Source organism: Hartmannibacter diazotrophicus (assembly GCF_900231165.1).
In the GTDB taxonomy this organism is placed as follows: domain Bacteria; phylum Pseudomonadota; class Alphaproteobacteria; order Rhizobiales; family Pleomorphomonadaceae; genus Hartmannibacter; species Hartmannibacter diazotrophicus.
The window spans coordinates 1195139-1208408 of sequence record NZ_LT960614.1 but is presented as its reverse complement, the minus strand read 5'-3'; the positions used below and the strand labels follow the sequence as shown (position 1 = coordinate 1208408).

The 13270-nt window shown below is 63.9% G+C and carries 13 protein-coding genes; 6 read left to right on the top strand and 7 right to left on the bottom strand.

Annotated elements, in window-relative coordinates; all coding sequences use genetic code 11:
- Positions 1–151: 151 nt before the first annotated feature.
- From HDIA_RS05615 to coxB, 6 genes are all read right to left on the bottom strand, one after another.
- Positions 152–1015 (bottom strand): cytochrome c oxidase subunit 3, encoded by an 864-nt coding sequence (locus tag HDIA_RS05615; RefSeq protein ID WP_099555148.1) that lies wholly within the window; start codon positions 1013–1015, stop codon positions 152–154.
- A 184-nt stretch (positions 1016–1199) separates the two neighbouring features.
- Complete coding sequence (locus HDIA_RS05610; protein ID WP_099558725.1) at positions 1200–1817, bottom strand: cytochrome c oxidase assembly protein; 618 nt, start codon at positions 1815–1817, stop codon at positions 1200–1202.
- A gap of 76 nt (positions 1818–1893) precedes the next feature.
- Complete coding sequence (locus HDIA_RS25640; RefSeq protein WP_173796186.1) at positions 1894–2052, bottom strand: hypothetical protein; 159 nt, start codon at positions 2050–2052, stop codon at positions 1894–1896.
- A gap of 7 nt (positions 2053–2059) precedes the next feature.
- Positions 2060–3004, bottom strand: coding sequence for a heme o synthase (locus HDIA_RS05605; protein ID WP_099555146.1), 945 nt, complete (start codon positions 3002–3004; stop codon positions 2060–2062).
- A gap of 168 nt (positions 3005–3172) precedes the next feature.
- Positions 3173–4777 carry a cytochrome c oxidase subunit I gene (gene ctaD / locus HDIA_RS05600; protein ID WP_099555144.1) on the bottom strand — a complete coding sequence of 535 codons (1605 nt, stop codon included), beginning with the start codon at positions 4775–4777 and terminating at the stop codon, positions 3173–3175.
- A 78-nt stretch (positions 4778–4855) separates the two neighbouring features.
- Positions 4856–5719 carry a cytochrome c oxidase subunit II gene (gene coxB / locus HDIA_RS05595; RefSeq protein ID WP_099558724.1) on the bottom strand — a complete coding sequence of 288 codons (864 nt, stop codon included), beginning with the start codon at positions 5717–5719 and terminating at the stop codon, positions 4856–4858.
- A 549-nt stretch (positions 5720–6268) separates the two neighbouring features.
- On the opposite strand from coxB, the gene HDIA_RS05590 reads away from it, so the two are divergent.
- The 6 genes from HDIA_RS05590 (at position 6269) to HDIA_RS05565 (ending at position 12033) form a co-directional block, all read left to right on the top strand.
- Complete coding sequence (locus HDIA_RS05590) at positions 6269–6781, top strand: invasion associated locus B family protein (protein WP_245884175.1); 513 nt, start codon at positions 6269–6271, stop codon at positions 6779–6781.
- A gap of 56 nt (positions 6782–6837) precedes the next feature.
- Positions 6838–7449 carry a pyridoxamine 5'-phosphate oxidase family protein gene (locus tag HDIA_RS05585; RefSeq protein ID WP_099555142.1) on the top strand — a complete coding sequence of 204 codons (612 nt, stop codon included), beginning with the start codon at positions 6838–6840 and terminating at the stop codon, positions 7447–7449.
- A gap of 127 nt (positions 7450–7576) precedes the next feature.
- Positions 7577–9004 carry a metalloprotease TldD gene (tldD, locus tag HDIA_RS05580; protein WP_099555141.1) on the top strand — a complete coding sequence of 476 codons (1428 nt, stop codon included), beginning with the start codon at positions 7577–7579 and terminating at the stop codon, positions 9002–9004.
- Between the two features lie 77 nt (positions 9005–9081).
- Positions 9082–9699: an HAD family hydrolase gene (locus HDIA_RS05575; RefSeq protein WP_099555139.1), complete on the top strand. Its 618-nt coding sequence runs from the start codon at positions 9082–9084 to the stop codon at positions 9697–9699.
- A gap of 157 nt (positions 9700–9856) precedes the next feature.
- Positions 9857–11620, top strand: a complete 1764-nt coding sequence (locus HDIA_RS05570) for a monovalent cation:proton antiporter-2 (CPA2) family protein (protein ID WP_099555136.1) — start codon at positions 9857–9859, stop codon at positions 11618–11620.
- A gap of 182 nt (positions 11621–11802) precedes the next feature.
- A complete protein-coding gene (locus HDIA_RS05565; protein ID WP_099558722.1) occupies positions 11803–12033 on the top strand; it encodes a DUF2093 domain-containing protein in 231 nt (76 codons plus the stop codon).
- A gap of 102 nt (positions 12034–12135) precedes the next feature.
- Here the strand turns inward: HDIA_RS05565 and lpxK are convergent, their stop codons facing one another.
- Complete coding sequence (gene lpxK / locus HDIA_RS05560; protein WP_099555134.1) at positions 12136–13143, bottom strand: tetraacyldisaccharide 4'-kinase; 1008 nt, start codon at positions 13141–13143, stop codon at positions 12136–12138.
- Between the last annotated feature and the right edge of the window lie 127 nt (positions 13144–13270).

Genomic DNA, 13270 nt, shown 5'->3' with positions numbered 1-13270 from the left:
CTCTCGGGTCTCCTCACGCGGTCTTTGGACCGCTCCTCAAACCGTCCCGGACCGCCGTCCGGCAGCCACGGGCTTCAAAGCAGAACGGCCAGCGCAAGGCCGGCCGTCGCAATTTCGTATCGCGGCCAGAGATGGCCCGCTCTTGCCCGGGTCAGTGCGAGCCGCCGCCCCAGATGTAGACGCAGACGAAGAGGAAGAGCCACACGACGTCGACGAAGTGCCAGTACCAGGCCGCAGCCTCGAAACCGAAATGCTGCTTCGGCGTGAAGTCTCCCTTGAGCGCGCGGATCAGGCAGACCAGAAGGAAGATGGTGCCGACGAACACGTGGAAACCGTGGAAACCGGTCGCCATGAAGAAGGTCGCGCCATAGATGTTGCCGGAATACGCAAACGCCGCCTCGCTGTATTCGACGGCCTGCACGTAGCTGAACAGGGCGCCGAGAGCGACGGTGAGCGTCAGACCCCAGACGAGGCCCTTGCGGTCGTCATGCAGCAGCGCGTGGTGCGCCCAGGTGACCGTGGTGCCGGACGTCAGCAGGATGATCGTGTTGAAGAGCGGCAGGTGCCAGGGATCGAAGGTCTCGATGCCCGCCGGCGGCCAGACGCCGCCCGTGGCGTCCGTACGCATGTACTGGATCGCCTCGCCCGGAAAGAGGCTCGCATCGAAGAAGGCCCAGAACCAGGCGACGAAGAACATCACCTCGGAGGCGATGAAGAGGATCATGCCGTAGCGCAGGTGCAACGACACAACGCGGGTGTGATAGCCCTCGTGGGCTTCCTTGATCGTGTCCCGCCACCAGGCGAACATCGTGTAAAGCACGATCACAAGGCCAAGAACCATGATCCAGGGCGTGGTCAGGTCCATGCCCAGCAACAGAAGCTCGCCGTCGGAATTCCAGCGCATGAAGCCGATCGCACCGATCGCCATGATGAAAGCGCCGAGCGAGGCCAGCGCCGGCCATGGACTCGGGTCGACGAGATGATAGTCGTGATCTGCGTTGTGTGCGCCAGCCATTCTTTCCTACTCCCCCGGGTCTTTCCGGCCGCTCCGCATCCCCGGATCCGCCAGCCGAAAAGCCTTCAGTCGACTTTGCCTTGCGAGTCCAGCAAACGCAATTGCGAAGCCGGAACGCCCTCCTGAAACGGTCCGACCGAGCCTTGGCGTCTCCATCCGCCTGTGCCCGGACCGGACAACTCCCTTACAACTGTCCCGTCTTGCCATCACTTGGCGACGGCACCGCAGCGACCGGTGTCGCGGTGTCGTCCTTCGCCTCGTAGAAGGTGTAGGACAGCGTAATCGCGCTCACGTATTTGGCGTCCGTATCGTTCACGATATCCGGATCGACATAGAACGTGACGCCCATCTCGCGCTCTTCGCCGGCCTCCAAGGTCTGCTCGGTAAAGCAGAAGCAGGCGATCTTGGAAAAATACGCGCCGGTCTGGTCCGGCGTGACGTTGAAGACCGCCGACGCGGTGACCGTGTGGTCGGCAAGGTTCTTCACCTTGTAAAAGATCGTGTCCGTCTCGCCGATCTTGACCGTGACCGACCTCTGCTCGGGCTTGAAGGACCAGGGCAGGCCGTTCGCGACATTGGCGTCGAAGCGGACCTCAATCGTCTTGTCGAGGACGACATCGCTGGCCGCTTCGGCCCGCTGGGTCGTACCGGCAAAGCCCGTCACCTGACAGAAGATGCGGTAGAGCGGCACGGCGGCGAAGGCGGCGCCGACCATCGTGCAGACGAAGGCAGCACAGCAAACCAGGATCAGGCCATTGCTTGCCCGCCTGCCCTTGCCCTCGATGCGATCGTCACTGGTCATCCGTTCCGTCCCTGTCTTGCCATTCCGCTTCATCGTTCCGGTCGCATGTGCCGTACCCATTGCGACCTGGGCGGAATCACATGGTCCTGCTTGCGATATTGCCGCCGATCTTCACGATGGTGATCATGTAGAAGAGGACCACCATCGCGCCGAGAGCGACCCCGATCGCAACATTCCGATTGCGGCGCCGACGCTTCTGCTCAGGCGTCAGTTCGATTTCTTTGTGTTCTTCCATTGTCACTTCAAGCATGCGCGATCACCGCCATCGAAACGAGCCGCTCGCCAAGAAGCACGGCAAAGAGCACGAAGAGATGCAGGATCGAAAAGAGGAAGAGGCGCATGCAGTGCCTGCGCGCCTCCGGGCCATCACCCTCGCGCAGGATGCGGAGGGAGAGAGCTATGAAAACCACGCCGAAGACCGCCGCCACCGCGCCATAGACGACCCCGGCGAAGCCCATGGCCCAGGGAGCCAGCGAAGACGCCACGAAGACCAGCGAATAAAGAACGATCTGGCGCCGCGTCGCGTCGCGCCCGGCCACCACCGGCATCATCGGAATGTTAGCCCGCGCGTAGTCTTCAGACTTCACCAGCGCCAGCGCCCAGAAATGCGGCGGCGTCCAAAGGAAGATGATCATGAAGAGCGCGAGGCTCTCCAGCGAGACCGATCCGGTGACCGCGGCCCAGCCAATCATGGGAGGGAACGCGCCGGCCGCTCCGCCGATGACGATGTTCTGCGGCGTCGAGCGCTTCAGCCACATGGTGTAGACGACGACATAGAAGAAGATCGTGAAGGCGAGCAGCGAGGCTGCCTGCCAATTCACGGCCACGCCGAGCGTGAAGACCGACATCACGGCGAGCACGAGCCCGAAGGACAGCGCTTCCTCCGGCGCGACGCGCCCGGACGGAATCGGACGCCCCGCGGTCCGCTTCATGACCTGGTCGATGTCGGCGTCGTACCACATGTTCAGTGCGCCCGAGGCTCCCGCCCCGACCGCAATGCACAGGAGCGCGACCGCTCCCAGCAGCGGATGAATTCCGCCCGGCGCCATGACCATGCCAACGAGGGCCGTGAAGATCACCAGCGACATGACGCGTGGCTTGAGCAGCTCGAAAAAATCGCCAACCGATGCACCACCCGACCATTCGCCGGTCTCAACGACGCCCGTTCGCTCGTCGATCAAAGACATACTCGACTGTTCCTGTCTTGCGGCCCCTTCGTCCTGAAAGAGACCGCACTTCCGTCAAATGCATGCCGCGCTCTCAAGCTCGGCATGCCTGTTTCCAGTTTGCCGCCATCTTTGCGTGCGGCACTTGTCCGGGCCGGCCTGACGACCGGCCCGATGTCATCCAGTCGATCAGTGAATGTCGCCGCGGAAATGCGGCAGCTTCTCGAACTGGTGGAACGGAGGCGGCGACGACAGCGTCCATTCCAGCGTGGTCGCACCCTCGCCCCACGGATTGGCGGCAGCCGGACGCTTCTTGGCGAAGGCCTCGAAGACACCGAAGAGGAAGATGACGACGCCAACGGCCGAGATGTAGGACCCGATCGAGGACACGAAGTTCCAGCCCGCGAAGGCATCCGGATAGTCCGCATAGCGGCGCGGCATGCCGGACAGACCCAGGAAATGCTGCGGGAAGAAGATCAGGTTCACGCCGATGAAGGTGACCCAGAAGTGAATGTGGCCGATCTTCTCGTTGTACATGTAGCCGAACATCTTCGGGAACCAGTAGTACCAGGCTGCGAAGATGGCGAACACGGCGCCGAGCGACAGCACGTAGTGGAAGTGCGCCACCACGAAATAGGTGTCGTGCAGGACGCGGTCGAAACCGGCGTTGGCGAGCTGGACACCCGTGACACCGCCGACCGTGAACAGGAAGATGAAGCCGATCGCCCAGACCATCGGCACCTTGAACTCGATCGAGCCGCCCCACATCGTGGCGATCCACGAGAAGATCTTCACGCCCGTCGGCACCGCGATGACCATGGTGGCCGCCACGAAGTAGGCCTGCGTGTCGACCGACAGACCGACCGTGTACATGTGGTGCGCCCACACGATGAAGCCGACGCCGCCGATGGCGACCATGGCGTAGGCCATGCCGAGGTAGCCGAAGATCGGCTTGCGCGAGAAGGTGGAGATGATGTGGCTGATGATGCCGAAGCCCGGCAGGATCAGGATGTACACTTCCGGATGCCCGAAGAACCAGAACAGGTGCTGGAAGAGGATCGGGTCACCGCCGCCCTGCGGGTCGAAGAAGGTCGTGCCGAAGTTACGGTCCGTCAGCAGCATGGTGATCGCGCCCGCCAGAACCGGCAGCGAGAGCAGCAGCAGGAAGGCCGTGATCAGAACGGACCAGGCGAAGAGCGGCATCTTGTGCAGCGTCATGCCCGGGGCGCGCATGTTGAAGATGGTGGTGATGAAGTTGATCGCGCCGAGGATCGACGAAGCACCCGCGATGTGCAGCGACAGGATCGCGAAATCCATCGCCGGACCGGGCGTGCCGCTCGTCGAATAGGGCGGATAGATCGTCCAGCCGCCGGTGACGCCGTTGGAGCCGTCAGCACCCGGCACGAACATCGACAGAACCAGCAGAAGGAAGGCCGGCGGCAGAAGCCAGAAGGAGATGTTGTTCATGCGCGGGAAGGCCATGTCCGGCGCACCGATCATGATCGGCACGAAGAAGTTGGCAAAACCGCCGATCATGGCCGGCATGACCATGAAGAAGATCATGATCAGGCCATGGGCCGTGGTGAACATGTTGAAGACGTTCGGATCGGAGAAGATCTGCATCCCCGGTTCCTGAAGCTCCATGCGCATGCCGACGCTGAGGGCGCCACCGATGATCCCCGCGCAGATCGCGAAGATCAGGTACATGATGCCGATGTCCTTGTGGTTCGTCGAATAGACGTAGCGCCGCCATCCCGTCGGATGACCGTGCTCAGCAGCGGTTGCCGTTGCCATCGTTGAGGCTCCTTCCTCAGTTCCTCATGCCGCTGCCAGCAGGCGCGGCGCAATTTTGCTTGTTCGTTGCCAATGCGATCAGCGTGCCGCGACCTTCTGCGGTTCGCTGCCGTCTTCCATCTCGGCCAAAAGCTTCGTGGCTTCGTCGATGTCGTCCTTGGCGACCGCAGCCCACTTCTGGAACTGGTCATCGCTGACGACATGGATCGCAATCGGCATGAAGGCGTGGCGCTGGCCACAGAGTTCCGAGCACTGGCCGTAGTAGACGCCCTCGGCGTCGGCCTTGAACCAGGTCTCGTTGAGACGGCCCGGCATGGCGTCGATCTTGATGCCGAAGGACGGCATGGCGAAGGAGTGAATGACATCGGCGCCGGTCACCTGGACGCGGACGGTCTTGCCGACCGGAACGACCATCGGATTGTCGACGGCGAGGAGGCGTGGCTGCTTGACCGGATCGGTGATGTCGGCTTCCTCGACCATGTAGCTGTCGAAGGCGATATCCTCGTTGTCCGGATATTCGTAGCTCCAGTACCACTTGCTGCCGGTGACCTTGACCGTCATGTCGGCCGGAGGAATCACGACCTCCTTGAAGAGCAGGCGGAAGGAGGGGATCGCGATGATCAGCAGGATCAGGATCGGAGCGACGGTCCAGACCACCTCGATCATCGTGTTATGGGTGGTCTTGGACGGAACCGGATTGGCCTTGGCGTTGAACTTCACCATCACGGTGATGAGCAGCCCGAGAACCATGAGCGTGATCAGCCCCACGATCCACATGGTGAAGTCGCCGAACCAGTGGATGTCGGTCATGACTTCCGTGCCGGGAGGCTGGAGATAGATTTCCCAGGGCTGGGGCTGCGCGGCCATCGCGACGCCGGACGAGACCGCTCCCAGCGTCAAACCCAAGGATGCCGCAGCCAACTGGCTCCTCAGGCATTTCACAAAATTCGTCACGTTCTGGCTCCCCTCACAATACCCAAGCCTCAAGGCCCGCCGCGCCGCACCCCTCCCCGGGTGCGGTCCGCTCAGGACCTGCGACCAATGCTGTCTGCCGTTCGCAGCAATCCGGCTGTGGCGCGCTCCCGCCGCACTATACGACTCGCGCACCCGGACTCCTCTCACTGCATTTGACACAGATCAAACCGCATAGGACAAAAAACACAAGCGCGCTTTCGTCGCAATGCCCGCGCCGCCTGGAAAATGCGGCAAATTTGCATCGCAAGGAGCCGCCGACGGCAGGAAATCGCAAGTCTTTTCGCAACGATGCCCGTGATTTCGCCGTTTTTCGGGTGATTCCAGACAAGACAGTTCCGCCCTAGCGCCACGCTCAGTGTAAACACCTATGCGACAACGAAATATGATGGAAAATGCCTCAAGATGGGGGTGGACAGTTTGCCCAAGCACCTTTTGCAAGACGGGCATGTCAACGATAAGGTCGTCATGCTGCAAAAGAAGAATCAATTCGGGAATGAAGCCGCGATGATCCGATGGATGCGTGTGAAGACCGCTGCCGTTCTGGCATTGGCACTCGTGCTCGTAACCGGCCTTCCAACGTCCATCGTTCCGGCCATGGCGCAAGGGACGGTCAAGCAGACTTTCGAAGACTGGCAGGTGCGCTGCGACCAGCCGCCCGGCGCGCGTGACGAACAGTGCGCGCTGATCCAGAACGTCACCGCCGAGGACAGGGACAATGTCGGGCTTTCGGTCATCGTCCTGAAGACGGCCGACCAGAAGACGCCTTTCCTCAGGGTGCTGGCGCCGCTCGGCGTGCTGCTGCCGTCGGGTCTCGGCCTCCGGATCGACGACAAGGATATCGGACGCACCGCCTTCGTGCGCTGCCTTGCCAACGGCTGCTTTGCCGAAGCGGTGATGGAGGGCGATCTCCTGAAGGCGATGGAAACCGGCAAGTCGGCGACCTTCATCATTTTCCAGACGCCCGAGGAAGGCATCGGCATTCCGATTTCGCTCAAGGGCTTCAAGGAGGGCCTCGCCGCCCTGCCGTAACGGCACCGGGGCAGCGTGGGCCCGACCTGCGACACGGATTTTCAGGAGACATGTGCATGGCCGCGATCGGGGATGTCGAGACGTTGCGTGCCCTCTACGGCCATCCCAATCCCCGCTCGGCGAAGAAAGTCCTGACGGCACTCGATCAACACTGCCGCCGCTTCATCGAACTTTCGCCCTTCACGGTGCTCTCGTCCACGGGACCGGACGGCCTTGGCGACATTACCCCGCGCGGCGGCGAGCCCGGCTTCGTCACCATCGTCGACGATGCCACGCTTCTCCTGCCGGACCGGCCCGGCAACAACCGTATCGACACGCTCGTCAACATTCTCGGCAATCCCGGCGTCGGGCTTCTGTTTCTGATCCCCGGCGTCGACGAGACGTTGCGGGTCCAGGGCACGGCCGAGATCCTCGACGACACGGACGTCTGCCATCGCTTCGCCGTCGGCGAGCGGGCGCCGAAGACCGTCTTGAGGATCACCGTCCGCGAGGCCTATCTCCACTGCGCCAAGGCGTTCATGCGGTCGCGGCTGTGGGATCCGGCGGCCCGGATCGACCGTGCCGCCCTGCCGTCGATGGGCGAAATGCTGAAGGACCAGCTGGCGCTCGCAACGAGGGGCGAAACGCAGGCGGAGATGATCGAGCGCTACAAGGAAACGCTCTACTGACGCCTCGCTCCCGCAAGTTGCGATTGCGGCGCGCGGGCCGCCTTGTGCATCTTTTGAAGACCCATCCCTGAAATTGCGGAGCGGACAGCCTATGTATTGAGGTAGTCCATTCCCAAAGAGGCAGTTCATGACCGAGCATCCGACAGACCTTTTCGCCGCCACCGGTCTTGACCCGGACGCCGCCCGCCGCATCCTCGCCGATGCCCTGACCGGCGCCGACGATGGCGAGCTTTATCTGGAGTATTCCCAGGCCGAGGTGCTCGCCTTCGACAACGGACGGCTCAAGACCGCCACCTACGACACCAGCCAGGGCTTCGGCATGCGATCGGTCGTGGGCGAGGCGGTCGGCTATGCCCATGCCGACGACATTTCCGAGAGCGCCCTCAAGCGCGCGGCGGACGCCGTCAGCGCGGTCTCGCGGGGGCATTCGGGCATCATCGCCGCGAGCCCGATGCCGACCAACCGCCGGCTCTATGGCGACATCAACCCGCTCGGCGAGCAGGATTTCGCCGACAAGGTGGCGCTTCTCTCGCAGATCGACGCCTATGCCCGCGCCAAGGATCCGCGCGTCAAGCAGGTGACCGCGTCGCTGGCCGGTTCGTGGAAGGTGGTCGAGATTCTGCGCGCCGACGGGACGCGGGTGCGCGACATCCGCCCGCTCGTGCGTGTCAATGTCGCCGTCGTCGTCGGTGACGGCGACCGGCAGGAAGGCGGCTCGCATGGCGAGGGCGGCCGGCTCGGCTACGAGACCTTCATCACGACAGAGCGCTGGCAGCACTCGGTCGACGAGGCCCTGCGCCAGGCACTCGTCAATCTCGATGCGGTCCCTGCTCCTGCCGGAACGATGGATGTCGTGATCGGCCCCGGCTGGAACGGCGTGCTGCTGCACGAAGCCGTCGGCCATGGCCTCGAAGGCGACTTCAACCGCAAGAAGACCTCCGCCTTCGCCGGGCTGATGGGTGAGATGGTGGCGTCCAAGGGCGTCACCATCGTCGACGACGGCACGATCGCCGACCGGCGCGGTTCGCTTTCGGTCGATGACGAGGGCACCGCGTCGAACTGCACGACGCTGATCGAGGACGGCCGGCTCGTCGGCTACATGCAGGACCGGCAGAACGCCCGGCTGATGGGCGTGAAGTCCACCGGCAACGGCCGGCGCCAGTCCTATGCCCATGCGCCGATGCCGCGCATGACCAACACCTACATGCTGGGCGGCGACAAGGAGCCGGGCGAGATCATCGCCTCGGTCAAGAACGGCCTCTATGCGGCCGCGATGGGCGGCGGCCAGGTGGACATCGTCTCCGGCAAGTTCGTCTTCAACCTGACCGAGGCCTATCTCATCAAGGACGGCAAGCTCGGTTCCCCGGTCAAGGGCGCGATGCTGATCGGCAACGGCCCGGATGCCCTGACGCGGGTGAAGATGATCGGCAACGACATGTCGCTCGATCCGGGAATCGGCACCTGCGGCAAGTCCGGCCAGGGCGTTCCGGTCGGCGTCGGCCAGCCGTCCATGCGCATCGATGCCATGACCGTCGGCGGAACCGCCACCAGCTGACGAGCCTTGTCCCGACCGGCCCGCGCCTGCACAGTGTGACCTGTTGCTGGCGCGAGGCATCGAGCGAGGGCACGATCATGATCCGGCTGGTCGTCTTCGACGTGGACGGCGTGCTTTACCACTATGACATCGAGGCACGGCTCGCCCATCTGTCGGGGACGACGGGCATCGATCCCGACGAAATTCATGCCCGTGTCTGGCGCTCCGGCTTCGAGGACGCGGCCGACGCCGGACGCTACTCCGATCCCGATGCCTATCTGCAAGGCTTCAGCGAGGCCCTCGGCGCTCCGCTCTCGAAAGCCGACTGGATCGCCGCCCGCAAGGCATCCGTGACGCCGATTCCCGAGAGCCTCAACGTCGTGAGGCGGGTCGCAGGCCGGTGCGCGATCGCCGCCTTCACCAACAACGGACCGCTGCTCAAGGCGGAAATCGCCAACATCTCGCCGGAAATGACGGTGCTGTTTCCAGGCACCTTCTTCACCTCGGCGGAATTCGGCGTTGCCAAGCCCGATCCCCTCGTCTACCACCGCCTTGCGGACCGGTGCGGCCTGCCTCCCGGCTCCATCTATTTCATTGACGACAAACCTGAAAACGTGGATGGCGCCCTTGCCGCCGGCTATGGCGGCGGTCATGTCTTCCATACTGCCGGCGGCATGGCAGGGGCGATCAGGGCTGCCGGCATTTCTCTGGATTGATCACAGGTCGCGGACCGCCAACGCCGACCGGTGCCGAATTGCGCAGGTGCTTTGCACAAATCCGCCTTGCTTCCTCAATATCCCGTCGTGCCATAATCGCCGGACCGCCCGGATCGGCCTCATGGCCGCGCCCTCCTTACCCGAGCACTCACGAGCCATGGCCCTCGATTCCGCGATCACCTTTGCCGAACCCCTTGCCTATCTGGCCGCGGCTGTCATCGCCGTGCCGCTCTTCAAGCGTTTCGGTCTCGGCTCGGTGCTCGGCTACCTGTCGGCGGGCCTTGCGATCGGACCATACGGGCTCAAGATCGTCAGCGATGCCGACCGTGTCCTGCATGTGGCCGAACTCGGCGTCATCCTGCTGCTCTTCCTGATCGGCCTCGAACTGAAGCCCTCGCGCCTGTGGACGATGCGTCGCGACATCTTCGCACTCGGCACGCTTCAGGTTGTGCTGACGATGGCCGCGATGGTGCTGCTCTTTCGGGCCATCGGCTATTCGATGCCCGTCAGCGTGATCGCGGCGGGCGGGCTGGCGCTGTCCTCGACCGCCTTTGCGATGCAGATTCTGCAGGAACGCGGTCACTCGTCCCTGCCCTTCGGCCAGCGCGCCTTCTCCATCCTGCTGTTGCAGGACATGGCGATCGTTCCGCTTCTGACGCTCGTGTCCCTGCTCACGCCGCGCACCGCCGGCACAGCGGGGCTGCTCCCCGCGCTCGGAGAAGTCGCGGCCATCGCAGGCGCCGTCGGGCTGGTCGTCCTGACCGGCCGTTTCCTCCTCAATCCCGTCTTCCGCTTTCTTGCGGACGTGAAGGCGCGCGAGATCATGACGGCCGCCGGCCTGCTGGTGGTGCTCGGCGCAGCCTCGCTGATGGAGGTCGTCGGCATCTCGATGGCCATGGGCGCCTTTCTCGCCGGCGTCCTGTTGTCGGAATCGAACTTCCGCCACACGCTGGAGGCCGACCTGGAGCCTTTCCGCGGTCTCCTCCTCGGTCTCTTCTTCATCGGCGTCGGCATGACGCTCAATATCGGCCTGCTGTTCAGCTATTGGCACCTCATCATCGGCCTGGCGCTCGCGACGCTGGCGATCAAGGGCCTCATCCTCTACGGCCTCTCGCGGCTCTTCGGCTCGACGAATTCCGATGCGCTGCTGATCGCGGCGACCCTGCCCCAGGGCGGCGAGTTCGCCTTCGTCCTCTACGCGGCGGCAATCGCCGGCGGCATCATCTCCAGCACATTCGCCAGCATGCTTTCGGCCGTCGTCGTGCTGACGATGATCCTGACGCCCGTCGTCACGATCGCCTTCGACCGCATCGTCAAGGCGCTGCGCGAGCGCGGGCTCGCCGAGGAGCAGATGGAGAGCTTCATCGAAAGCCGCGCCCGCGTCGTCGTCATCGGCTTCGGGCGCTTCGGCCGCATGGTGGCGCAGATGCTGGAGGCCGAGGGCATCGAGATCACGGCGCTCGACAACTCGCCCCAGCGTATCCGCGAGGCGGCAAAGGTCGGCTTCAAGGTCTACTACGGCGATGCGGCGCGCGCCGACGTGCTCAAGGCGGCCGGGTGCGACGAGGCGCGTCTCATCGCGCTCTGCATGGAATCGCAGACGGTCATGCACAGGGCGGTGGAGATCATCCGCGAGGAATTTCCGCAGGCCAAGCTCTACTGCCGCGCCCGCGACCGGCTGCATGCGGTCGAACTCATCCACTCCGGCGTCGATTTCCAGATCCGCGAGACCGTCGAGTCCGGCCTCGTCTTCGGGCGTCACGCGCTCATCGAACTCGGCACCCCGCCGGAACGGGTCAAGGAGATCGAGGAGAGCGTGCGCAAGCGCGACGACGAGCGTCTGGAACTGGAGGTCAAGGGTGACATGTCCGGCAGTCTGGAACTGCTGGCGGCAAGGCCGCGCGCCAAGTCGTCCGGATAGACGAGCCGGCCATGCTTGCAACGGCGTCTAACATTCGCCAGAGTGAACGCTTATTTGCTGCCTTGCGCTATGATGTTTAATCCGGTCCCGCGAGGGATCGAACTGGCCACCGCCGCGATGGCCAGCCGCTGGTGACCGCTCGAGGCGGACGATGCGGACTCGGCGATGAAGAGTGGATGATGATGAATCGAATGGATTTTCCCGGTCGCGGCGGCGAAGCCGTGATCGAATATCTCGATGGCGACTTTCACGTGATCAAGCCCGGCTCTTTCGTGCGCTGCGCCATCACCGGAAAGACCATTCTGCTGCCCCACGACCTCAAATACTGGAGCGTCGCGCGGCAGGAAGCCTATGTGGATGCCGAAGCCTCGCTTGAGGCGGAGATGCGGGCGACCAACGCCAAACGCCGGTAATCCGTATGCATCATGCATTAATGATGGCTCGGCGAAGCGACTGCCGGACGGCACTCTCCCTGCGATGGACGCCTTGATATCGCCGCCGCGAGGGAGCCGATATCAGCGGCACGCGCCGCTCATTGCCCCGAGCACTAGCTCCGTCAGGGCCGGTTCATCATCGAAGACGAGATCAACGCCGATGGCGGACGTGCGCGCGAGCAGTTCGCCACGGGCGCCGGACAGGCCGACGAGCCTGGCAAGATCCTTCTCGGTCGTCACCAGCGTCAGACCCCGTTCCTCGGCGGTTCGCAGCAATCCGCTCGCCTCGGCTTCGCTCAAGGGATGATGGTCGGCAAATGCCACCTGTTCGGAGACCGTAAAGCCTTCCGCCCTCAGCTGATCGAAAAACCGGTCCGGATGGCCGATGCCGGCAAAGGCGAGCAGGCTTTCCCCTTTCTTCGGCAGGTCGCCTTCGCGAAACCGCAGCCTTGCCCGATGAACGGGCTTGCCGGCGGCCTCGACGATGCTGGCCACCCTCTCTCCGGCCGCGCCCTCGCCAATCAGCAGCATGGCATCCATCGCCCTGACCTGCGCCTCAAGCGGTGCCCGCAAGGGACCGGCCGGCATCACCCGGCCATTGCCGATGCCGCGCGGACCGTCGACGACGACGAGGCTCAGGTTCTTCTTGACGGATGGATTCTGGAAGCCGTCATCCATGATGACGAGGTCGGCGCCCAAACCGGCGATGAGACCGGCGGCCTCCTCGCGTCGCCGGGACAGGATCACTGGCGCTTGCCGGGCGAGCAGCAGCGGTTCGTCGCCGACATCGGCGGCCGTATGGTGCCCCGGATCGACTTTGAGCGGCCCCGTCAGCCTGCCGCCGTAGCCGCGGGTCAGATAGACCGCCCGCAATCCCCGACCCGCTGCGATCTGGCCAAGGGCCAGAGCGGTCGGGGTCTTGCCCGCGCCACCGGCCACAAAGTTCCCGACGCAAAGGACGGGGCAGTCGAAGGCAACGCCATCCCGTTCCATCTTCGCCGCCACCAGCCGCCCCCAGATCGCCGCGACGGGAGAAAGCAGCGCGGATGCGAGCCCCGGTGGCTGCCACCAGAAGGCCGGGGCCTGCATCAGAGCCCCCTGCCAACATGAAAAGCCGAAGCAACCTCAGACCAGTAGGAGGGCGCGTCTGTCCGCGGGTCCCTGTTCGGGATGCATCGGATTGCTCCGAAAACCGGTTCCCGCTTTTCGGTCCGAT